Raw genomic sequence first — 24,096 nt, forward strand, 5'->3', positions numbered from 1 at the left:
TAAAAAGGAATTCATAAAAGTTTTAGACAAAAAATATTATGACAACAATACAAGGTCCAGCAGTATTTTTAGCCCAATTTATCAGTAACGAAGCTCCTTTTAATTCCTTAGATGGAATATGTAAATGGGCCGCTGACTTAGGTTTTAAAGGTATTCAAATGCCAACATTAGATACTCGATTCATTGATTTGCAAAAGGCTGCAGAAAGTAAAACGTACGCCGATGAACTTAAAGGTACAATTGCTTCTTACGGATTAGAAATCACGGAATTATCAACGCATTTACAAGGTCAGTTAGTTGCAGTTCATCCGGCTTATGATGACTTTTTTGACGCTTTTGCTCCGGTAAATGTACATGGTAATTCTAAAGCCAGACAAGAATGGGCAGTGCAACAATTGAAATATGCTGCAAAAGCATCCCAAAATTTAGGCTTAAATGCACATGCAACTTTTAGCGGATCTTTGCTTTGGCAATATTTTCACCCTTGGCCACAAAGGCCTCCCGGCTTAGTTGAAGACGGTTTTGCTGAATTAGCAAAACGTTGGTTGCCAATTTTAAATGAGTTTGATCATAATGGGATTGATCTTTGCTATGAAATTCATCCAGGAGAAGATTTATTTGATGGAGAAACCTATGAAATGTTTTTGAAGGCTGTAAATAACCATTCCAGAGCTTGTTTGCTGTATGATCCGTCACATTTTGTATTGCAACAGTTAGATTACATTCAATACATTGATTTTTATCATGAAAGGATTAAAGCTTTTCACGTAAAGGATGCCGAGTTTAACCCTACTGGAAAACAAGGAACTTTTGGAGGATATCAAAGTTGGGTAAACCGTGCGGGACGTTATCGTTCCCCTGGAGATGGCCAAATTGATTTTAAAACTATTTTTAGCAAACTTGCACAATATGATTTCAAAGGTTGGGCAGTTATGGAATGGGAATGTTGCATAAAAAATCAAGAAGATGGAGCACGCGAAGGTGCCGAATTTATAAAAAATCATATTATAAAAGTTACCGACAAAGCATTTGATGATTTTGCTGCTGTGGAAACAAATAAAGCTTTTAATAGAAAAAACTTAGGATTATAAAACTTAAATAGAAATATAAATGAAATTAAAATATTTGCTTTTTGGGGTTGCTTTAATTAGCTTAACCTCATTTTCTAATGATAATTTAGATACAAAATATATTAAAGCCACTAAAAAATCAAACGCTATTTTTCAAACATCTGATGGAGAAAAATTAATTGCTAAATCTGATTGTATTGGATGTCATAAATTAGACAAAAAACTAATAGGTCCCTCCTATTTAGATATTGCAAAAAAATATCCATCTAATGATAAAAATATTGCTTATTTATCAGGTAAAATCATAAAAGGTGGATCTGGTGTTTGGGGAACAATTCCTATGTCAGCGCATTCATCTTTGAAAAAAACTGATGCAACTTCTATGGCAAAGTATATTTTATCACTGAAAAAATAATAGTAACAGGTGTTTGTAAATTTTTCCTCGTTGTAGATTATTTAAAACTTACGATTTCTTACAATATTTTATTTCTATTAATCAACGATATTAAAAAATAAATGAAACAAAAAGAAGACGAAAATAAAATCATAAATAACCGTCGTGATTTTATAAAAACTACGGCTATAGCTGCTGCAGCTTTTATGATTGTTCCCCGTCATGTTTTAGGAAGAGGGTTCGTAGCACCAAGTGATCGTTTATCAATAGCAAGTATTGGTGTTGGTGGAAAAGGAAAATCTGATATTGCTATGTTTGCCAGTAGCGGAAGAGCTGATATTTCATTTTTATGTGATGTTGATACTAGAAGAGCCGCTGCAAGTGTAAATGCATTTCCCAAGGCTAAATTCTACAAGGATTGGCGTGAAATGTTAGACAAAGAACATAAAAATTTCGATGCCGTTTCAGTTTCTACTCCAGATCATAATCATGCTATACAAGCACTAGCTGCAATGCAATTAGGCAAACATGTTTATGTTCAAAAACCTATGGCACATGATATGTACGAAGCGCGTATTTTAACTCAAGCTGCCAAAAAATATAAAGTGGTAACCCAAATGGGAAATCAAGGAGCCTCAAATGATGGTACGAGAATAATGAAAGAATGGTATGAAGCTGGCTTAATTGGTGATGTTCACACTATTCATGCTTGGACAGACCGCCCAGTTTGGCCTCAAGGTATTCCTTGGTCTGTCAATAAAGCGGACATTCCAAAAGAATTAGATTGGGATTTATGGTTGGGAACTGCTCCTTACAAAGAATACGTAAACAAATTAGTACCATTCAACTGGCGCGGTTGGTGGGATTACGGTACTGGTGCATTAGGAGATATGGGTTGCCATTTATTGGAAGCTCCGTTTAGTGTATTGAACTTAAAATATGCAAAAGATGTTCAATGCAGTGTTGGTTCTGTTTATGTAGATGAATTTCAAAGAGGTTATTTCCCTGAAAGTTGTCCTCCTTCAAGTCACGTAACCTTAACTTTTCCAAAAACAGAAAAAACAAATGGTGACATTGCAGTACACTGGATGGATGGAGGAATTCAACCTGAAAGGCCTACTGAATTAGGACCTAATGAAATTTTTGGCGATGGTGGAAATGGAACATTATTCACTGGTACTAAAGGAAAAATGATGTGTGATACGTATGGTTTAAATCCTCGTTTACTACCGCTTAGCAAAAATGAAAATCTAAATGTAGCTCAAAAATATAGTAGAGTAAAGGATGGCTCTGAAGGTCATTACAGGCAATGGGTTGAAGCCGCAATTGCAGGTTACGGGAAAAAAGAATTGAGTTCTCCTTTTGAAATTGCCGGACCATTAACTGAAGCTTTATTGATGGCAAATCTTGCAATCAGAGGGTATGATGTAATGAGAGAGGAACTTGGAGAAGAAGTATATCCGGGACGTTCTGCAAAATTATTATGGGATAATGATGCTATGAAAATTACCAATTTTGATGAAGTTAATCAATTTGTAAAACGTGATTATCGTCAGGGTTGGAAAGCTTTAACCTTATAAACAAGATTAATTATTAATTCAAAAAATTAAAAATGATTAAAAATATTTGTACTTCATTAATTGTTATGATACTAATTCAAACCGCAAATGCACAACAAGTTCCAATAGCAAAAGGATTTAAATCAATATTTGATGGACAATCAACAACAGGATGGCATACTTACGGAAAAAAAACTGCTGGTAGCGGTTGGAAAGTTGAAGATGGTGTATTGCATTTTGATCCTACTGCTGCACAGAATGGACAAGGAGGCGATTTGGTAACTGATGTAGAATACGAAAATTTTCATTTAAAATTAGAATGGAAAGTCGCAGCAAATGCAAATAGTGGTATTATTTTTTATGTGAATGAGGATTTGACAAAGTTCGAAAACACCTATGAAACAGGATTGGAAATGCAAGTATTAGATAATAATGGTCATCCAGATGCTAAAATTGAAAAACACAGAGCTGGTGATTTATATGATTTAATCAAAAGTACTTCGGAGCCTGTTAAACCCATTGGAGAATGGAATTCTGTTGATATTGTATGTAAGTTCGGGAAACTGACAATGTTATTGAATGGTGTAAAAGTAGTTGAAACTACACTTTGGGATGCTAACTTTAAAACTTTGGTATCAGGAAGTAAATTTGCTACTTGGCCAGGTTTTGCAGCATTCAAAAAAGGGAAAATTGCATTACAAGATCACGGAGATAATGTGTGGTTCAGAAACATTCAGATAAAAGAATGGAACTCTATGAAGATAACAACTGGATGTGAAGCCGGTATGTAACAGACTGTTTAACATTAAAAATTAACCAAAACCAAAAAAATAAAAACTTAAAAACCAATGAATACTACTACTCGAATTAAATTATCCATAATGATGTTCCTAGAATTTTTTATCTGGGGAGCTTGGTTTGTAACCCTTGGTACGTTTCTGGGGAATAATTTAAAAGCATCTGGATCAGAAACAGCCGCAATTTTTTCTACACAATCATGGGGCGCTATTATTGCACCATTTATTATAGGATTGATTGCTGATCGTTATTTTAATGCTGAGAAAATTTTAGGAATACTTCATCTTATCGGAGCATTTTTGATGTATCAAATGTATCATTCTGAAGAGGTTGGAATGTTTTATACTTACGTACTAAGTTATATGATTTTATACATGCCAACATTAGCATTAGTAAATTCAGTTTCTTTTAATCAAATGAAAGATCCGGAGAAAGAGTTTGCTAATATTAGAGTTTGGGGAACTATTGGTTGGATTTTAGCTGGTTTGTCAATTAGTTTTATTTTCCATTGGGATACTGCAGAAGCAATTTCTCAAGGATTTCTTAAAAACACGTTCCTTTTAGCAGGAATTGCAGCTTTAGTTTTAGGTATATTCAGTTTTTCTTTACCAAAAACACCACCAAAAGTAAGTGATGAAAAAATAAAAATTGGAGATATAATTGGTCTTGATGCTTTAAAGTTATTGAAAGATAAAAACTTCGCTATCTTTTTTATCTCATCAATTCTTATTTGTATTCCTCTTGCCTTTTATTATCAAAATGCACATCCATTTTTAACAGAAGCAGGCGTCGAAAATCCTACAGGAAAAATGGCAATTGGTCAAATATCTGAAGCTTTATTTTTATTATTGATTCCTGTTTTTTTTACTCGTTTTGGCTTTAAGAAAACCATCTTGGTAGGAATGTTAGCATGGGCAATTCGTTACGTTTTATTTGCTTATGGTAATGGAGATGATTTAAGCTTCATGCTTATTATAGGTATTGCTTTACACGGTATTTGTTATGATTTCTTTTTTGTTTCTGGTCAAATTTACACCAATTCAAAAGCAGGAGAAAAATATAAAAGTGCTGCTCAAGGTCTAATCACACTGGCCACTTACGGAGTTGGTATGTTGATTGGTTTTGCAGTTGCTGGCTGGATAACGGACAATTATAAAATGTTAGACGGCGCTATAAATTGGGAAATGGTTTGGATAATACCTGCTGGAATTGCTTTAGCAGTATTCCTTCTTTTTGCACTTTTATTCAACGAAAAAAACAAAGTTGAAGACACTTCTTCTGCTGTATAAAAAATAAAAAATGAGCACTAATTTAAATAGAAGATCTGCCATAAAAGGAATATTAGCCGGAACAGCGGCTATGGGAATTCCTTCTGGATTTTCTGTTTTGGCTATGCCAATGAATAGTACAGAAGCACAATTAGGCACGTTGAAAGGAAATATAAATCATTCCGTTTCTCGCTGGTGTTTTGATAGTCTTGATTTGGACACGCTTTGTATAGAGGCTAAAAAAATAGGGATTGCAGGTATTGATTTAGTTGGACCAAAAGATTGGCCTACACTGAAAAAATATGATTTAGTTTCTACAATGTGTAACGGTGCTGAGATTAATTTAGTCGATGGTTTCAATGAGATTAAGTTTCATGAAACGCTATTAAAGAACTATACTGATATGATTCCGTTGGTAGCTAAAGCCGGTTATAAAAATCTAATTTGCTTTAGCGGTAGCAGAAGAGGAAAAACAGATGAAGAAGGTTGGAATAATTGTGTTCTTGGTTTACAAAAACTAATTCCATTAGCTGAAAAGCATAATGTTATTTTGGTAATGGAATTGTTAAACAGCAAAATTGACCACAAAGATTACCAATGTGACAGAACATCATGGGGAGTAGAATTAGCAAAACGCTTGGACTCAGAAAACTTTAAACTCCTTTATGACATTTATCACATGCAAATTGATGAAGGTGATGTGATTAGAAACATCATAGATAATAATCAATACATTGCACATTTTCATACAGCTGGCGTTCCTGGACGAAATGAAATTGATAATACACAGGAATTAAATTACGAAGCAATAATGAAAGCAATTGCAAAAACTGGTTTCAAAGGTTTTGTAGGACAAGAATTTATTCCTAAAAACCCTGACAAACTAGCTTCATTGAAGCAGGCTATTACAATTTGTGATATATAACTAATCTAATAAATAACCCATGATAAAAAGAAGAGAATTTTTAATTAATGCTGGTTTAGCATTAGGCGCATTAGCCATTGCTCCTACATTTGCTTTTGACTCTAAAAAAAGACCCATCGGAATTCAATTATGGACACTGCGTGATACTTTACCAAAAGATGTCAAAGGAGTTTTGTCACAAGTTGGTAAAGCGGGATTTTGTGAAGTTGAAACTTTTGGTTACTCAGCCGACAAAGGTTTTTTTGGAACCTCAGTTCGAGATTTTAAAATGATATTGGATGATAATAATTTAAAGGCCACAAGCAATCATTTTGATTTTAATTCGATGATCAAAGATGGTTCGACGGATTTAGTTCAAAATTACATAGAAACTGCCAATTTATTAGGTAGTGAGTACGTAACAGTACCATATATAGTTTCAGAATTGAGAGGAACTACCGGTGATGATTACAAAAAACTAGCTTCACAAATTAATAAAGTGGGTGAACTTTGTAAAGCCGGAGGTTTAAAATTAGCCTATCACAATCATGCTTTTGAATTTACAAAATTCGGAGCAACTAACGGATATGAGATTTTATTGAATGAAACTGATAAAAATTTAGTTAGTTTTGAAATGGATTTATACTGGGTTTTTCGTTCTGGAAATGATCCTTTGCAATTATTTAAAAAATATCCCGGACGTTTCACTATGTGGCACGTAAAAGATATGGATAAAGTAAATCCTGATTGGAATGCCGAAATAGGAACTGGAGCAATTGATTTCAAATCGATTTTTGCTCAAGCTGAACTTTCTGGAATGAAACGTTTCTTTTTAGAGCACGAATCAAACTACAAACCAAATCCGATAGAATCCGCAGTAACAAGTTTTAATTACATTAAGAAGAATTTAATCTAAGTGTTTTAGAAATAATAAATTATAAAAAAAGGGATACTTATTGTATCCTTTTTTTATAATTTATTATTTATTTTACTCGGTAATATTAAAACTGGCAACATAAAAATTCTTATCTGTTTCCAATTTTGAATTTTCAGTATTTACTGGAACACGCTGCCATTCTGTTACTGGTTGAAGTAATTCTTCTTTTCCATTCAGTATTACTTTAACTGGCATGTTGAAACCCGAAACGCAATTTGTCCAGCGATAAACCACTTGATTATCCTTGAAAAAATATTCTAATGTTGGAATTCTGGTATCTCTTAAATACTGATTGAAAACTGTAGATAAATCGATTCCAACTTGCTGACTTAAATAATCATCAATTTGTTTTGTAGTAACAGTTTGGTGATAAAAAGTACTGTTTAAGCCTCTTAATATGCCTCTCCATTTTTCATCATCATTTACAATTTGGCGTAAAGTATGCAACATATTCCCTCCTTTTGGATACATATCACCAGAACCTTCGTTGTTTACATTATAATTTCCTATAATTGGTTTGTCATTTTTTATACCTTTTCTGGTTCCCAGAACATATTCAAATCCAGCTTCTTTTCCATAGTAATATTCTACAAAAAGACTTTCTGAATAGTTTGTAAAACTCTCGTGAATCCACATATCAGCAATATCTTTATACGTGATATTATTGGCAAACCATTCATGCCCAGATTCATGAATAATAATAAAATCAAATTTTAATCCCCAACCCGTTCCGCTTAAATCCCTACCACGATATCCGTTTTGAAAACCATTCCCATACGTTACGCTACTTTGATGTTCCATTCCTAAATACGGAGCTTCAACCAATTTGTAACTGTCTTCATAAAATGGATACGGTCCAAACCAATGTTCAAAAGCTTTTAGCATTTTTGGAACATCTTGAAATTGTTTTTTGGCTTTCGCCAAATTATCTCTCAAAACATAATAACTGCAATCTAAATCGCCTTTTTCTCCTTTATATTTTTCCGAAAACGAAACATAATCACCTATATTTATATTTACTCCATAATTATTAATTGGATTTGATACATACCAATTATAGGTTTTTGTTCCATCTTTTAATTGCTTTACACTTAGTAAACGTCCATTGGAAACATCCGTCAAATTTTTTGGAACATTTACACTAATCAGCATATTATCCACTTCATCATACATGTGATCTTTGTTTGGCCACCAAACACTTGCCCCCAATCCTTGACAAGAAGAAGCAATAAAAGGATTTCCATTACTGTCTTTTTTCCAAGTTATACCTCCATCCCAAGGTGGATTTACAGCAACTTTTGGCTTGCCTCCGTAAAATACTGTCAGTTCTTTTACAGCACCTTTGGTTTGAGGAGCAATTAATTCGACAAAAAAAGCATTTCCTTCTCTGCTGTATTTTAAAACCTTACCATCTTGAATAACTTTATAAATTTGCATTGGATTTTGCAAATCGATTTGCATCCTATTGTATTCCTGAACAACTTGATATTTTATTGTATTTGAGCCTGAAATAGTGCTATCAGCAGGATTTACTTTTATATCAAGATGGTAGTTTTTTACATCCCACCACGCTCTTTCTTTTGTGATACTTCCGCGCAAAGTGTCTTGTCTCGTGAATTTTTGCTCTTTTTTTTCCAAAAATCCTTGCGCTTTTGCTCCATTAAAAATAACAAAAGAGATAAAAATAAGACAGAATTGTTTTTTCATAGTGAATGTGCTTTTGACAAAAATAAACTTTAAAATTTAGAAATAAACTTCCTGAAATTTATTTTCCAGGATAGATTTGAACATATTCTTGCAACAGCTTATTATCTTTTCCTCTAATTTGCATGATTACCTTGTTGTTTTCAAAATCAAATTTTAATAAACCAAAATTAATATCTTTGATAATTTCTCCTTTCACATAAGGATTTTCCTCACCGGAAAAAGAAGCGTAAGTATGCGTCAATCCACTCGAGGTAAAATCTACTAACGGATAGGATAATCCAGTAACATTTTTGGAAGAAAAAGTTGCAATATGACGGTCTCCAGAGATTATAAAAGTGCCTTTTGCTTTTGTCGAAATAATCAATTTCTCTAGTTTTTCTATTTCATAAGGGAAATTTCCCCAAGCTTCAAAACCATGTTTATCTGATAGAAATTGAATACTGCTGACGATTACATTAAATTGTGCATCAGAATTTTGAAGTTCTTTTTCCAACCATTTCCATTGTGCATTTCCTAACACTGTTCCTTCACCGTATTTATTGGGTTGAAACCGTTTTTTAGAATCGGTGGCTTTCGTTAGTTTAGTTCTAAAAAAACGGGAATCCAATACAATTATTTTGACTTTATTTCCATTTACGGCAATAGTTTTGGCTGTATAAACACCATCTCTTTTTCGCTCAGGAGTAATCTTTGAAGTATCTAAAAAATCCAGGAATAACTGCTGGCTTTGTCTTTTAAAAGGATATTCTTCGCCACCGTCATTCGCTCCATAATCATGATCATCCCATGTTCCTAATACAATTTTGTCATTAATAAACTTAAGGTAATCAGAATCTTGTTTCTGAATTTCATAATTATTTTTAAGAAACTGCATATCCTCAGTATCCGAATACACATTATCACCTCCCCAAATCCAAACGGACGGATGATTTTTATCTATTGCTGGCCAAAGTTCATTTCTAATTTTCTGGTTGTCGCAGGAACCAAAAGCAATGGTATAATATTCATTTTGAACCGGTTTTTGAGATTCAATTAAACTAGTTGTATCATACGTTTTACAACTAATTAATCCTAAAAAACTAAAAATTAGAACCGTTTTTTTCATGTGTGGAGGATATGAAAACCGTTATTTATTATAGAGAATTTTGACGAAGATATAAAAATCTGTAAATTACTAGTTTACGTAAACTTTAAATAAAAAAGCGACTATCTCTATTGAAACAGTCGCTTTTTTTAGTTCTGTAATAACATTTAATGCAAGTTAGTTACCTTGTTTTGTTCTACTACAGCAGTAAAATTATTAGCTAAACGATTACCATAATCTTCTAATAGCTCTAAAACCCTTTCCTGTTTATCTGATTTTACAATCAATCCAGCATGATATTCTAACGGAACTCTGAAGCAAACTTCCGGATCTGAAAACGAAGATAAATTAGGATGTTGGAATTTTGACAATGTCAAAACGATACCTGCATATTCTTTTTTTACTTTCGGTAAAATGTATTTTGTTCCTTTTGCCAATGCATCTTCAATAGCAGCCCATTCCTTCCATAAATTAATATTAGAAGCTTCAGTTACCATTTCGGCCAAATGCGCTCCTCCTACTCTTGAAGAAGTTTCCAAAAAATAAATTTGGTCATCTTCATTGCATTTTATGAATTCAGTATGTGCGGCACCATGTTTCAGTCCGAAGCCTTTCATCACTTGCTCATTTAATTTTTTTATGGCTTTATCATCCTCTGAATTGTACTTAATGTTAGCTGAACGGAAAACACCGCCACCTTGAGAAATTTCCATTGGAGTGGCTAAATATTTTGAAGTCAAACTAAAAATCACTTTACTTTCTGAAATCAAACTATCACAATGATACACATCGCCAGGTTTAAATTGCTCCAATAAATATTTGAATCTGTTATTCCCCATTTCATTGATTTGAATCCACAAACTCTCTTTGTCATCTATTTTTATGATTCCTGTTGCCGAAGCTTCAGAACGTGGTTTCAAAACCCATGGAGCTAAAATCGTGTCTGCAAAAGTATTGATGTCATGATCATTAAATAACGAACAAAAAGCAGGAATAGGAATTCCACAACTTTTGGCTCTCATTCTCATCGCCAGTTTATCTCTAAAATAACGTCCCGTTGTTTGTCCCATCCCGTCAATACGTAGGTTTTCCCTTAGATACGTAGCTTTTTCGACATCATAATCATCTAAGGCAACAATGGAATCCACTTTAGTTGACTTCATAAAATTACCAACACCTAATAACAGATGTTCTAAATTCCAATCGACATCTTGACCTTCCATATAAAAAATCTCATCGATATGTTGATGGGGCCATGGCTTGTCTCTCAGTTTTTCACTTGTCACTAAATAGACTTTGTTGCCTAACTTTTTTAAATTAATTAAAAAATCGGCACCCTTGAAATAATTTGAAATACAAAGGAAGGTTTTAGAGTTTTCCATACGTTATAAATTTTCAATGAATTTAGTTAATAAATGAACTCCATATCCTGTAGCATGCTTACTTTTAGCAAACTCATCATCGCCAAATGCGACACCTGCAACATCAAGATGTGCCCAAGCTTTGTGTTCTTGGGTAAAATATTCTAAAAATTTAGCGGCACTTATTGCTCCTGCAACTGGTTTTCCGCTATAATTTTTCACATCGGCAATGTCACTCTCAATATCTGATTTATAAATATCCCAAAGCGGTAAAGGCCACAAACGCTCTCCTATTGCGTCTCCGTTTTCTTGTAGCTTCTTAGCCATTTCGACATTATTGGTAAACAAAGCACCACATTCATACCCAAAAGTACCAACACTACTTCCGGTTAGTGTAGCAATATCAACAATATATTCTGGTTTGAAATTTTTAATTAAATACGACAATCCATCCGCTAAAATGAGTCGTCCTTCAGCATCTGTATCAATGATTTCTATAGAATGTCCGCTATAACTGTGAATTACATCACTTGGCAAAAATGATTTGGCATCAACAGAATTTTCGGCACAAGGAACAATTGCAGTCACTTTTACAGGTAATTGCAAATCTGCAATCAATTGCATCGCCCCAAAAACGGCACCACCACCAGCCATATCGCACTTCATGTGAAGCATTCCCGCTGTTTTTATATTTAATCCTCCTGTATCAAAAGTGATTCCTTTCCCCACTAACCCAACATGTTTTAGGTGTTCCACATCGGCTGCAGGAGAGTAATTCATAATGATAAACTGTGGTTCATTTTCACTTCCTTTTCCAACTGCCAAAAAAGCACCAAGACCTGCAATTTTTGAAGCTTCATAACCAAGAACTTCTACGTCAAAACCATATTTTTCACCCGTTTCTTTAGCCCAATTGGCCAAATATTTAGGATTAATCGTGTTGGGAGGTAAATCCACCAAATTATAAGTTGCCAATTGTGCTTTGGCAATTTTAATTCCTTTTTTGGCTGTAGCCAAATAATCTTTTTCTGAAACTAAATTCAAGCTAAAATCTGGTTCTAAAAAAGGATGCACATTTTTATCCGATTTAAAATGACCTAAATCATACGTTCCTAAAAGTAAACCAGAAACTACGGCTTCAACTTGATCCTGAGTGAATTGTTCTGGTATAACTAAAGCAACATTCGAACTAAAATTTTCTTTTTGTTTCGATGAAATACGGCGAAAAATAGTTTTCAACGATTTATAGTCTATCTCTTTTCCTAAGCCAATAAAAACATACGCATTGTTATTTTTTTCAGCTAAATAGTGTGTATCTTTTTTTCCAAAAAAAACTTTTGATGTTATTTCTAATCCATTAAAAGTTATAGGAACAATGCTTTTTGAATACGTTTCAAAAACCGGAATCAAAATTGTTCCTGAAAAATCAGCTGCGTTTTGTAATGTATTTGTTTTCATTTATTCTTTTCTTTTTTCTATCTATTAATTCAATACCCTATGAATAGTGCTCTACGACTCTTTTGCATTAAAAAACAACCATTCTATTGCTTTAGGAAATTCATCACTCCAATAGGTTTCACTATGTTTTCCTTGCCTGTTAATGCTTAAATTAATATTAGATTTGTCTTTTACAAATTCGCTTGAAATCAAATTATCTTTAAAACTTTCTGTATGTTCAATCATTGTTTTGCTTTCATCGCCACCGGCATATAAATAAATTTTAGTATCGGCATTGTTGGCTTTCTTTGTGTCAATTTTAAGCTCTGGAACGACCCAAAGCGATGGTGAAAAAATCATTAATTTACCATATACTTCCGGGTTTCTTAATCCACTAAAAATACTGACTAATCCTCCCATCGAACTTCCACCAATCCCCGTAAATTCTCGTTCTTTTTTTGTTCGAAAATTGCTGTCAACAAATGGTTTTAAGGTGTCGGTTACAAAACGGATGTATTTTTTTCCTTGTCCCTTTCCCAATACTGTTTTTCCAACATTGTATTCTTTTATTCGATCTTCTTCAGCGTGCTCAATGGCAATAATTATAATCTTCCCAATTTTATACTCAGACATAACTGCCAGTTTTTTGTCAATTTCCCAATTACCAAATTCGGCTGATTCATTAAATAAATTTTGAGCATCCTGCAAATACATTACGGGATAATTTTCACTTGAATTATCATAATCATGAGGTAATAAAGCCCAAATTTTTCTGGTTTTATTAAGTTGCGGGATTTGAAATTCATCAGAAATTAACTGAACTTGTGGTAAAAAAGATTGTTTAAATGGCAACCAGTTTTTTCTCCATCTAGCAACATGTTCTTTTTGAATACCCGTATGCACTAATGTAGAACGATTTTCGGTACGATTACCATGACTGTCGATTTCTACTTCACTCCAATCCCCTTTCGTAAATTTATACAAAAGCTCGACAGGATAATCAAAATCATGTGAAAATTTATAATGGTAAAGATTATTACCAATTTTCTCCATCATAAACTCCTTGACCTGAGTACGCCAATTATTGAAATTTCCTGAAATATAAACAGGCCTTGCATCGTCTTCGTCAGTCGTAAGTATTATATAAAGCCCCGTATTAAGGATTGGATGGTTTAATTCTTTTAATATAATATTATCTAAATTCATCACTTGCATTGTGGTACTTTAATTTTAAAATAATAGTAAATATAGTGGATTGAAATTTGAAATAAAAGAAAAAACCCAATAGTATATTATTTACTATTGGGTTTAAACATGAAAATTACTTAAACTAATTTCTATTTCTGACGACTTTTTAGTACTTCAACAACATCATTTAGCTTAAATCCTTTGGCTTGCAACAATATAAGGTAATGAAAAAGCAAGTCAGCACTTTCGCTCAAAAACAAATCATCGTTGTCATCTTTTGCTTCAATAACCACTTCTATTGCTTCTTCGCCTACTTTCTGAGCGATTTTGTTCATTCCCAATTTAAATAAAGAAGCCACATAACTTTTCTCAGAATCAGCATTTTCTCTTCGAAGTTGGATTGTATCTTCTAAATTCGAAATAAAGCCATAATCAGCTTTGTTTTCATCAGCCCAACACGTATCTGTTCCTTTGTGACATGTTGGTCCTTCTGGTTTTACCTGAATTAACAATGTATCATTATCACAATCATTTTTGATGTCAATCAGATTTAAAAAGTTGCCACTTTCCTCGCCTTTTGTCCAAAGTCTTTGCTTGGTACGACTATAAAATGTCACTTTTTTAGTATCAACCGTTTTTTGATACGCTTCGGCATTCATGAAACCCAGCATCAAAACCGTTTTGGTTTCATTGTCTTGAATTATAGCAGGAATTAATCCGTCTGTATTTTTTGAGAAATCTATGTTCATATTTTTTATTTAAAGATTTAAAATTTAAAGATTGAAAATCATCTAATCAGATTATCTTTTCTCTTTATTCTATTACCTATTTTTATATTCTAACTTCAATATTGTTATTTTTAAGGGCTGTTTTTAAAGTTTTGATTTCAATTTCTTTAAAATGAAATACACTTGCGGCTAATGCTGCATCTGCTTTTCCTTCCAGAAAAGTATCTACAAAATGTTGAATGTTTCCTGCGCCACCAGAAGCTATTATTGGAATATTAACTAAGTCCGAAAGTTTTGCCAAAGCTTCATTAGCAAATCCGTTTTTAGTTCCGTCATTATCCATTGATGTGAATAAGATTTCACCTGCGCCGCGTTCTTCAACTTCTTTGGCCCAATCAAATAAATTCAATTCTGTAGGCACTTTTCCTCCCACTAAATGAACAATCCATTGCCCATTAATTTGCTTGGCATCAATCGCAACAACGACACATTGGCTGCCAAATTTTTGTGCCAAATCATTAATTAACTGCGGGTTTTTCACCGCCGATGAATTAATAGAAACCTTATCCGCACCGTTTTGCAATAAAATTTCAACATCTTCAACGGAAGAAATTCCACCACCTACAGTAAACGGAATATTAATAGTCGAAGCCACTTTACGTACCAAATCAACTAAGGTTTTTCTTCTTTCTTCCGTTGCCGAAATATCCAAAAAAACCAATTCGTCAGCACCTTCATCCGAATATATTTTGGCCAGTTCCACTGGATCTCCTGCATCCCGTAAGTCCACAAAATTAACACCTTTTACGGTTCTTCCGTTTTTTATATCGAGACAGGGAATAATTCTTTTTGTTAACATTTTTCTGAAATATAGTTTTCCAATTGTTTTAATGAAATTCTCCCTTCGTAAATTGCTTTCCCGATTATCGTTCCTTCACAACCCAATTCTGCCAATTTTGGTAATTCGTCAAAAGTAGAAATTCCACCTGAAGCAATTAATTTTATGCCGCTTGCTTTCGCCAATTTCTCGACTCCGCTCGAAGTGACAGAGCATTCGTTAAGTATTTTTTTATATAAATCAAAAGAGGGGCCTTCTAGCATACCGTCTTTGGCTATATCCGTACAAATTATGTACTGAATTCCTTTATTTTGGTAGTCTTGTATAAATGGAATTAAATCTTCATTTGAATCTTCTAACCAACCCGATACCGCTACTTTTTCATTATTAGCATCTGCTCCCAAAATGATTTTATCAGAACCATACTCCGCAATCCATTCTTCGAATAGTTCTCTGTTTTTGACAGCAATACTTCCGCCGGTAATTTGATTCGCACCACTTTCAAAAGCAATTTTCAAATCAGAATCCGATTTTAATCCACCCCCAAAATCAATTTTCAATTTGGTTTGTGTAGCAATTTGTTCCAGTATTTTGTAATTCACAATTTGGCTTGACTTTGCTCCGTCTAAATCAACTAGATGCAAGTATTCAATTCCGTGTGCTTCAAATGATTTTGCTACTTCAAGCGGATTTTCATTATATATAATTTTGGTATTGTAATCGCCTTTTGACAAGCGAACACATTTTCCTTCTATGATATCTATTGCAGGTATTATTCTCATTGGATTTTAGATTGAAGATTAACGATTTTTGATTTCAGATTTGTCATTGCGAGGAACGAAGCAATCTCACTTACTATCCTCATTGTTATTGCTATTGAATTTTGCTATTGCTATTGAAATTTATAACTTCAAAAAGTTTCCAAGGATTTGTTCTCCAATATCGCCACTTTTTTCTGGGTGAAATTGTGTTCCGTAGAAATTATCTTTTTGTAAAGCTGAGGCATATTCAACTTCATAATTCGTTATAGCAATAGCTTCAGGACAGTTAGGAGCATAAAAACTATGAACCAAATACATGTATTCGTTTTCATTAATTCCTTCGAATAAAGGCGATTTCAAATTATAAATTTGGTTCCAACCCATTTGTGGCACTTTTACTTTTGGCGTGAACTTAATCACATCAACATCAAAAATTCCTAAACCTTTAGTATTCCCTTCTTCCGATTTGTTGCACATCAATTGCATACCCAGACAGATTCCTAAAACGGGTTGTTTCAAGGTTGGAATCAAAGTTTCCAAACCACTTTCTAAAAGCATTTTCATTGCTGAACTGGCCTCACCAACACCCGGAAAAATAACTTTATCGGCTGCTTTAATTTCGTCAGGATTATTACTCAAAACGGCTTTGAATCCCAATCTCTCGATGGCAAACATAATGCTTTGAATATTTCCTGCGCCGTAATTTATGATTACTATTTTCATTTCTTTTTAACCATTAAGAAATTAAGCTTCATTAAGGATTTAACACTTAATAATTCATAATTTATAATTCATAATTTTTAAAGCATTCCTTTCGTACTTGGCAAAATCATCTTCTCCGTATCACGTTTTACGGCTACTTTTATTGCTTTTGCAAAAGCTTTAAAAATAGCTTCAATTTTGTGATGCTCGTTTGTTCCTTCCGCTTTGATATTAATGTTGGCTTTAGCACCATCAGAGAACGATTTGAAGAAATGATAAAACATCTCTGTCGGCATTTTACCTACCATTTCTCGCTTGAATTCCGTTTCCCAAACCAACCAGTTTCTACCTCCAAAATCAATCGCCACTTGCGCTAAACAATCGTCCATTGGCAAACAAAAACCATAACGTTCTATACCTAATTTATTCCCTAATGCTTTCGCAAAAACTTCTCCTAAAGCAATCGCTGTATCTTCGATAGTATGGTGTTCATCAACTTCTAAATCACCTTTCACAAGGATTTCCAAGTCCATTTGTCCGTGACGCGCAATTTGGTCGAGCATGTGGTCAAAAAAGGCAATTCCGGTTTCGATTTTACTTTTCCCAGTTCCATCAAGGTTTAAGTTGATAAAAATATCCGTTTCGTTTGTTTTTCTTTCTATGGAAGCGGAACGTTCTTCTAATTTTAAAAACTCATAAATTACTTTCCAATCTGTCGTTTGTAAAGCAATAACCGAATCCAATTCGTGTCTTTTAGAAGATATTTCATCTCCTCCCAAAGCTTCATCTCTGTTAATAAAAATAGCTTTTGAACCTAAGTTTTTTGCTAATTCCACATCAGTTATTCTATCACCTATTACGAATGAATTTATTAAATCATATTCCGGATTATCAATATATTTTGTCAACAAGCCAGTTGCAGGTTTGCGAGTTGGTGCATTTTCGTGCGGAAATGTTTTGTCAATTAATACTTCTTTGAAAACAACGCCTTCATTTTCAAAAGCTTTCATGATTAAATTATGAACGGGCCAAAAGTTAATTTCCGGATGAGAATCAGTTCCCAAACCATCTTGATTCGTAACCATTACCAATTCGAAATCCAATTCTTTAGCTATTTTTCCAAGATATTGAAAAGCATTTGGATAAAATTCTAATTTTTCAAAACTGTCTAATTGATAATCATTTGGTTCCAAAACCATTGTTCCATCACGATCTATAAAAAGTATTTTTTTCATTAAAAAAAGTTTAAAGTTTAAGGTTTAAAGTTGTTTTAACACCTCAATTAATTTCATATTTTCTTGTTCTGTTCCAACGGTCAGACGCAAACAATTATCACATAACGGTTGGGTTGTTCTGTTTCTAATTACAATTCCTTTTGCAATCAATTCAGCGTATCTTTTATTGGCGTCATCCACTTTTACTAAAATAAAATTAGCTTCCGTAGGATATATTTTTTCAACAAAATTTACATTAAGTAAAACTTTAAGTAACTCCTCTCTTTGTATTATTATAGATTCAATTTCCGATTTTATTTTAGCTGCATCATCTAATCGTTCTAAAGCTCTTTTTTGAGTCAACTCGTTTACATTATACGGAGGTTTAATTTTGTTTAAAACCGAAATCACCTCCGCAGATGCGTAACAAATTCCTAATCTAATTCCAGCCAAACCATACGCTTTTGATAGCGTTTGAGTAATGACTAAATTTGGATATTCATCTAATTCGTTAATCCAACTTTCCTTTTTAGAAAAGTCAATATACGCTTCATCAATCACAACCAAACCTTTAAAATTTTGCAAAAGTGATACTACAGTTTCATCCGAAAAGGAATTCCCGGTGGGGTTATTTGGAGAACACAAAAAGATTATTTTAGTATCCTCATTAACCGCTTCCATGATTTTCTCAATTTGTGGTTGAAAATCTTCTGAAAGTAAAATTTCTTTATTTTCTACTGCATTGATATTAGCCAAAACGCCATACATTCCGTATGTAGGTGGTAAAGTGATTACATTGTCCGTTTTTGGTTCACAAAAAGCTCTGAATAATAAATCCAACACTTCATCACTACCGTTACCCAATAAAATTTGATTCGTTTTGACATTTCTTTGTTTTGCCAAAATCCCTTTAACACTCATTTGTTGTGGATCTGGGTACCTGTTCACCCCATTTTCAAAAGGATTTTCATTGGCATCCAGAAAAATCATATCTGCAGTGTCAAAATCCTCAAACTCATCTCGTGCGGAAGAATAGGGTTTTAATTGCTTTACGTTTTCTCTGACTATAGTATTTATATCAAAATTATTTTTCATCTTCAATCGCTTTTAATCGTAATGTAACTGCATTTTTGTGTGCTTGTAAACCTTCGGCTTCTGCCATGATTTCAATAGCTTTACCAATATTTTGTATTCCTTTTTTAGAAATTTTTTGAAAAGTCATTGTTTTGGTGAAACTGTCTAAATTTACTCCGCTATAATTTTTAGCATATCCGTTAGTAGGCAAAGTGTGATTGGTTCCTGAAGCATAATCTCCAGCACTTTCAGGTGTATAATTCCCTATAAAAACAGACCCTGCATTTTGAACACCATTGCTGTAAAAATCATCAAATTCAGAACAAATAATAAAGTGTTCCGGTCCGTATTCATTGATTAATTCTAGGGCAATTTTATCATTTTCAACAAAAATTAATTTTGAATTTGCAATTGCTTTTTCGGCAATTGCTTTTCTTGGCAACGCTTCCATTTGGATTTGAATTTCAGCCTCTACAACATCCATTAGCTTTCTGGAAGTAGAAACTAAAATTACCTGACTGTCCGCTCCATGTTCTGCTTGTGACAATAAATCAGAAGCCACAAAAGCGGGAACTGCACTGTCATCTGCAACAATCAATAATTCTGATGGGCCAGCTGGCATATCGATTGCTACGCCATATTGAGTTGCCAATTGTTTAGCGACAGTCACAAATTGATTACCAGGACCAAATATTTTATAGACTTTAGGAATTGTTTCCGTTCCAAAAGTCATTCCTGCAATAGCTTGAATTCCGCCTACTTTTAATATTTTAGTCACACCACATAAGTTTGCGGCATACAAAATAGCTGGATTTATAGTTCCGTTTTTATCTGGAGGAGAACATAAAACAATTTCGTTACAACCTGCAATTTCTGCGGGAACTGCTAGCATTAATACTGTTGAAAATAAAGGTGCAGTTCCCCCTGGAATATACAATCCTATCTTTTGGATAGGTCTTTTTTCCTGCCAGCAGTTAACTCCTTCGATTGTTTCGACAGCAACTCTATCTGTTTTTTGAGCAGTATGAAATTTTCTAATATTTGATTTTGCAAGTAAAATAGCTTCTTTTAACTCGGTAGAAATTGATGCAATAGCCGCTTCAATTTCAGCTTTAGAAACCTCTAAGTTTTCGATTGATGCACTATCAAAAAGCGACGTATATTTTGCTACAGCAACATCTCCTTTTTTCTGTACTTCTTTGAAAATTTCTTTGACCGTGGCTTCAATATCATCAACAGTTTTTGTTGGTCTTTCTAAAATGGAAGTCCAGGTTTCTGGTTTTGGATTGTATATTTTATTCATATCAGCCCCCTAACCCCCAGGGGGGGCATTGTTACAGGAGAGGTTGCCTGTATTTCTTAATTTTCAAACTTTTTTTCAATTCCCCCTTCGGGGGGGTAGGGGGCTTTTTATAGCACCATTTTCTCAATTGGGCAAACCAAAATCCCTTCGGCTCCAGCTTCTTTCAATTGATCAATCACATCCCAGAAAGTATCTTTATCGATTACAGAGTGTACGCTACTCCATCCTTCTTGTGCTAATGGCAAAACGGTTAAACTTCTTAATACAGGAAGAATTTTTCCAACAGCTTCTATTTTGTCATTTGGAATATTCATCAAGATATATTTTGATTTTCTTGCTCTTAAAACGGATTCGATTCTGAATTTTAAGGTGTCGATTATTTTTTGGGATTCAGGACTTACTTTTGGAGAAACGGCTAAAACTGCTTCACTTTTAAAAATAACTTCTACTTCTTTTAGATTATTTTTAAACAAAGTACTCCCGCTAGAAACAATATCAACAATAGCATCGGCTAGACCAATGTTAGGAGCTATTTCAACCGAACCTGAAATCTGGTGAATATCAACTGTTACCCCTTTAGAATTAAAAAAATCAAGAACTGTTTTAGGGTAAGAAGTCGCAATACGCATACCATCTAAATCTTGAACGGATTTGTAATCAAATGCTTTTGGTACAGCTACGGAGACTTTACATTTTGAAAAACCTAATTTTTGAATTACTTCAATGTTGTTTCCTTTTTCGACTAATAAATTATCGCCAACAATAGCAATATCTACAACTCCATCTATTAGATATTGAGGTATATCTGAATTTCTTAAATATAAAACCTCTAAAGGGAAATTTGATGCTTCCGCTTTCAATTGGTCGATACCATTATCGATTGAAATACCTGCATCTTTAAGAATTTGAATGCTGTCTTCGTTTAAACGTCCTGATTTTTGAATTGCAATTTTTAATGTACTCATTTTTTGTCTTTTTTTTTGTTTAATTTTTTTGATTGAGTACAAATTTTGGGTAATAAAAAAACCCGTTTGATGTACTCAAACGGGTTTTTAGAATATGATGATTTACACACATACCATTAACACATCGCTTGAGAGCAATAATGAAAATGATGATGATGCAATTGATTTGTAAACATTTTTGTATTTCTTTTGTTTTTAATAATTCTTTTGCAAATATAAGTGATAAAATATTTAAAAGCAATTTTTATTTTAACTTAAAAACTAATTTTTGTTAAATGAATACTATTTATGTTCTTCTTTATAATCTTAAATACTATTGGTGGATTTTATCAAGTGCTGCAGAAACAGTGCTGTTTTCTCTAATTTCAGTATGGCGAATTGCACCTCCTGAAGTTCCTACTTTTTGGATTAAAAACAAACTCACTATCCCTAAACCAAGGATGATTAAAGAAACTATTTTTACTTTAGAATTCTTTTTGAAACTCAAAAATAAAGCCAAAAGAGACAAACCACCCATAAAGTCTAAAATTATTGCTAATTTTTCAGCAAATTCTTCATGCTCATGAATAATGGCTTTACCAATTTCTGGAAAATCTTCTACTATTTCTTCTGCTCCTTCGCCTGTTGACATGCTTAATATCCCAAAAATAGCAGCGATTATAAATAGATAATATGCAGTATTAATCACTGAATTATTTTTTAATAACAATCCAGTTATTAAAATTCCAATTCCAAAAATGGTTCCGATTATTGGAAAATGGTTTACGACCATGTGTAGATGAGCATCATTCATAATTTTTAATTTAAAGTTTATATTCTATTGATTTATAAAAAGCTAATTTTTTATCCTGCTAGTGAAACTCCAATCAAGGAACCAATTCCATAAGTTACCGCTGCTGCTACCAGTCCAAAAGAAACTTGTCTAAATCCAGAAAATAGAACGCTTTTCCCTGTCAATAAAGTAATTGCGGCACCTATTCCAAAAAGCCCGATAACACTGCTTCCTACACTCAATAGAATGGCATTCTTCCCCTCTAAAAACATAAAAGGATATAACGGAATAATGGCTCCAATAGCAAAAAGGACAAACGAAGCTGTTGCTGCTTCCCAGGCAGACCCACCTAATTCTTCTTTGTCAATTCCTAGTTCTTCTGTGATAATAGCATCAATAGCCGTTTCAGGATTTTCAAATGCTTTATCAGCCAGTTTTTGTGCTTCAACAGCATTCATTCCTTTGGCTTGGTAAAGCAATACTAATTCTTTTTTTTCCTCTTCGGGAGAAGCTTCGAGTTCTTCTGTTTCCAAATCAATTTGGCGCTGATTTAATTCTCTCGAGCTTTGTACCGAAAGCCATTCGCCTAAAGCCATTGAAATTGCTCCTGCCAAAAGTCCCGCAATACCGGTTAATAATATCGTATTATTAGAGACAGCCGCTCCAGCAACTCCCATTACTAAACTCATATTAGAAACCAGTCCGTCATTTGAACCTAAAACAGCCGCACGCAATGCATTTCCGCCTACTGATTTATGACGACTTTCAAATTTGGACAAAAAGCCACCCGAAACATTCAAAGCTGCATTATTGTTTACTGCTTCAATAATATTAAGATGATTGTGCTCAAAACCTGTTGGCTTTTCTCCGCTTTTAATCTTATTTTTAATTGAATTTACTGCAAACTGCTTTTCGATGCTTGAAAGGTTGCTGATTATAGAACTGTAACCAAAAATTTTACCCAACTTCAATTGAAATTTTGCTCTGGAAGAAGGCGAAGGCATTTTGTAATTTGGTTCAAATGTCAACACTTTATCAAACATATGTTTCGCATGTCTTTTTTCAATTTCACCCAAACTCAATAATACTCTTTTAAGATTATCCTCAGATTGAATGGCAGCAATACTATCATACAAAAAAGCCGTATCAACCTCTGTTTGCAACTGATCTTTTAGTTTATTCAAGTCCATTATTTGTCTAATTTACGATATCAAAAGTCCCTTTTACAAGAATTCCTGAAGAATCATTTATTATTTCAACTAAAGTAGCATTTTTGATTTGATGTTAATGCTTATCCAATTTATTACCTTGTTAACTTCAACGCGTCGTTCAATCGCATCGCCACGTTATCCCAATTGATGATATTGAAAAGTGCATCTACAAAATCAGTTCGCTTATTTTTGTATTTTAAATAATAGGCATGTTCCCAAACATCAATAACTAATATTGGAATTGCCCCCCATTGCGTTAGTTTTTCATGGTTTTCACATTGTAAAACTACAAGACTGTCACTATAAGGTTGATATGCCAAAATTCCCCAACCGTTACCATCAACATTTTTTGCGGTAGCTGCAATTAAAACTTTCAATCTGTCGAAACTACCAAAGCTTTTCTCAATTCGTTTTAGCAAATTTCCTTGAGGGATGTTGCTTTTATTTGTAAGATTCGTCCAAAATATGGAATGCAATATGTGTGATGAAAAGTGATACGATAGCTTTTTTGTCCATAAATCAATGGTTTCTAAACTATTTTCATCCAATGCTTTTTTTATCATCTGCAAATCCTTATTTGCTCCTTTTACCGCGCCACCGTGATGAAAAGTATAATGTAAGTGTAAGGTTTCAGCATCCATGTAGGGCTCTAAAAAACTTTCACTGTAGGGCAATGTTTGTTGAATATAATTACCATTTGCATCAACTAATTTATCAATAGAATTGTCTGATAAATTTTTAGCAAACGCGTTTGTAGTTGGAAGCACTAATGCAGCTGCGCCAAATAACGTACTTGATTTTAGAAACTCTTTTCTGTCCAT

At 33.5% G+C, this 24,096-nt stretch carries 23 protein-coding genes; 7 read left to right on the forward strand and 16 right to left on the reverse strand.

The genetic code is table 11. The features are described from left to right. The first annotated feature begins 38 nt into the window (after positions 1-38). The 7 genes from ACNQF6_RS10460 to ACNQF6_RS10490 all read left to right on the forward strand — a co-directional run bounded on the left by ACNQF6_RS10460 (position 39) and on the right by ACNQF6_RS10490 (position 6,909). Positions 39-1,091 (forward strand): sugar phosphate isomerase/epimerase family protein, encoded by a 1,053-nt coding sequence (locus ACNQF6_RS10460; protein ID WP_417965646.1) that lies wholly within the window; start codon positions 39-41, stop codon positions 1,089-1,091. Between the two features lie 19 nt (positions 1,092-1,110). Continuing rightward, positions 1,111-1,485: a c-type cytochrome gene (locus ACNQF6_RS10465; RefSeq protein ID WP_417965648.1), complete on the forward strand. Its 375-nt coding sequence runs from the start codon at positions 1,111-1,113 to the stop codon at positions 1,483-1,485. A gap of 101 nt (positions 1,486-1,586) precedes the next feature. Then, positions 1,587-3,044, forward strand: a complete 1,458-nt coding sequence (locus ACNQF6_RS10470) for a Gfo/Idh/MocA family protein (RefSeq protein WP_417965650.1) — start codon at positions 1,587-1,589, stop codon at positions 3,042-3,044. Positions 3,045-3,076: 32 nt separating this feature from the next. Then, the gene (locus ACNQF6_RS10475) at positions 3,077-3,814 is read left to right on the forward strand and encodes a 3-keto-disaccharide hydrolase (protein WP_417965652.1); all 738 of its coding nucleotides are present in this window, start codon (positions 3,077-3,079) and stop codon (positions 3,812-3,814) included. A 57-nt stretch (positions 3,815-3,871) separates the two neighbouring features. Continuing rightward, positions 3,872-5,110 (forward strand): nucleoside permease, encoded by a 1,239-nt coding sequence (locus ACNQF6_RS10480; RefSeq protein ID WP_417965654.1) that lies wholly within the window; start codon positions 3,872-3,874, stop codon positions 5,108-5,110. Positions 5,111-5,120: 10 nt separating this feature from the next. Then, positions 5,121-6,014, forward strand: coding sequence for a hydroxypyruvate isomerase family protein (locus ACNQF6_RS10485; protein ID WP_417965656.1), 894 nt, complete (start codon positions 5,121-5,123; stop codon positions 6,012-6,014). A gap of 19 nt (positions 6,015-6,033) precedes the next feature. Continuing rightward, positions 6,034-6,909: a sugar phosphate isomerase/epimerase family protein gene (locus tag ACNQF6_RS10490; protein WP_417965658.1), complete on the forward strand. Its 876-nt coding sequence runs from the start codon at positions 6,034-6,036 to the stop codon at positions 6,907-6,909. Between the two features lie 72 nt (positions 6,910-6,981). On the opposite strand, the gene ACNQF6_RS10495 is transcribed toward ACNQF6_RS10490, so the two are convergent. The 16 genes from ACNQF6_RS10495 to ACNQF6_RS10570 all read right to left on the reverse strand — a co-directional run bounded on the left by ACNQF6_RS10495 (position 6,982) and on the right by ACNQF6_RS10570 (position 24,096). Continuing rightward, on the reverse strand, positions 6,982-8,637 hold the full coding sequence (locus tag ACNQF6_RS10495; RefSeq protein WP_417965661.1) for a M1 family metallopeptidase: 1,656 nt from the start codon (positions 8,635-8,637) through the stop codon (positions 6,982-6,984). A 58-nt stretch (positions 8,638-8,695) separates the two neighbouring features. Then, positions 8,696-9,742, reverse strand: a complete 1,047-nt coding sequence (locus ACNQF6_RS10500; RefSeq protein WP_417965663.1) for an alkaline phosphatase D family protein — start codon at positions 9,740-9,742, stop codon at positions 8,696-8,698. Between the two features lie 146 nt (positions 9,743-9,888). Then, a complete protein-coding gene (locus ACNQF6_RS10505) occupies positions 9,889-11,103 on the reverse strand; it encodes an ATP-grasp domain-containing protein (protein ID WP_417965665.1) in 1,215 nt (404 codons plus the stop codon). Between the two features lie 3 nt (positions 11,104-11,106). After that, the gene (locus tag ACNQF6_RS10510; protein ID WP_417965667.1) at positions 11,107-12,540 is read right to left on the reverse strand and encodes a leucyl aminopeptidase family protein; all 1,434 of its coding nucleotides are present in this window, start codon (positions 12,538-12,540) and stop codon (positions 11,107-11,109) included. 51 nt (positions 12,541-12,591) lie between these two features. Beyond that, on the reverse strand, positions 12,592-13,725 hold the full coding sequence (locus tag ACNQF6_RS10515; protein WP_417965669.1) for an alpha/beta hydrolase: 1,134 nt from the start codon (positions 13,723-13,725) through the stop codon (positions 12,592-12,594). 131 nt (positions 13,726-13,856) lie between these two features. Next, positions 13,857-14,456, reverse strand: coding sequence for a bifunctional phosphoribosyl-AMP cyclohydrolase/phosphoribosyl-ATP diphosphatase HisIE (gene hisIE / locus ACNQF6_RS10520; protein ID WP_417965671.1), 600 nt, complete (start codon positions 14,454-14,456; stop codon positions 13,857-13,859). Positions 14,457-14,538: 82 nt separating this feature from the next. Next, the gene (gene hisF, locus ACNQF6_RS10525) at positions 14,539-15,294 is read right to left on the reverse strand and encodes an imidazole glycerol phosphate synthase subunit HisF (RefSeq protein WP_417965673.1); all 756 of its coding nucleotides are present in this window, start codon (positions 15,292-15,294) and stop codon (positions 14,539-14,541) included. Continuing rightward, the gene (hisA, locus tag ACNQF6_RS10530; RefSeq protein ID WP_417965675.1) at positions 15,288-16,055 is read right to left on the reverse strand and encodes a 1-(5-phosphoribosyl)-5-[(5-phosphoribosylamino)methylideneamino]imidazole-4-carboxamide isomerase; all 768 of its coding nucleotides are present in this window, start codon (positions 16,053-16,055) and stop codon (positions 15,288-15,290) included. The genes hisF and hisA overlap by 7 nt, the downstream gene beginning before the upstream one ends. Positions 16,056-16,175: 120 nt before the next feature. Then, positions 16,176-16,757 carry an imidazole glycerol phosphate synthase subunit HisH gene (hisH, locus tag ACNQF6_RS10535; protein ID WP_417965676.1) on the reverse strand — a complete coding sequence of 194 codons (582 nt, stop codon included), beginning with the start codon at positions 16,755-16,757 and terminating at the stop codon, positions 16,176-16,178. A 77-nt stretch (positions 16,758-16,834) separates the two neighbouring features. Beyond that, positions 16,835-17,971: a bifunctional histidinol-phosphatase/imidazoleglycerol-phosphate dehydratase HisB gene (hisB, locus tag ACNQF6_RS10540; protein WP_417965678.1), complete on the reverse strand. Its 1,137-nt coding sequence runs from the start codon at positions 17,969-17,971 to the stop codon at positions 16,835-16,837. Between the two features lie 24 nt (positions 17,972-17,995). Then, positions 17,996-19,045, reverse strand: coding sequence for a histidinol-phosphate transaminase (hisC, locus tag ACNQF6_RS10545; RefSeq protein ID WP_417965680.1), 1,050 nt, complete (start codon positions 19,043-19,045; stop codon positions 17,996-17,998). Next, entirely contained in the window at positions 19,035-20,327 is a 1,293-nt protein-coding gene (gene hisD, locus ACNQF6_RS10550; RefSeq protein WP_417965682.1) for a histidinol dehydrogenase, read from the reverse strand. Before hisD ends, hisC begins: the two co-directional genes overlap by 11 nt. A gap of 107 nt (positions 20,328-20,434) precedes the next feature. Further along, a complete protein-coding gene (gene hisG / locus ACNQF6_RS10555; protein WP_417965684.1) occupies positions 20,435-21,292 on the reverse strand; it encodes an ATP phosphoribosyltransferase in 858 nt (285 codons plus the stop codon). A gap of 313 nt (positions 21,293-21,605) precedes the next feature. After that, entirely contained in the window at positions 21,606-22,085 is a 480-nt protein-coding gene (locus ACNQF6_RS10560) for a hypothetical protein (RefSeq protein ID WP_417965686.1), read from the reverse strand. Between the two features lie 50 nt (positions 22,086-22,135). After that, positions 22,136-23,254 carry a VIT1/CCC1 transporter family protein gene (locus ACNQF6_RS10565; protein WP_417965688.1) on the reverse strand — a complete coding sequence of 373 codons (1,119 nt, stop codon included), beginning with the start codon at positions 23,252-23,254 and terminating at the stop codon, positions 22,136-22,138. A gap of 113 nt (positions 23,255-23,367) precedes the next feature. Then, entirely contained in the window at positions 23,368-24,096 is a 729-nt protein-coding gene (locus tag ACNQF6_RS10570) for a superoxide dismutase (protein ID WP_282712951.1), read from the reverse strand.

Source organism: Flavobacterium pasteuri (assembly GCF_048286615.1).
In the GTDB taxonomy this organism is placed as follows: domain Bacteria; phylum Bacteroidota; class Bacteroidia; order Flavobacteriales; family Flavobacteriaceae; genus Flavobacterium.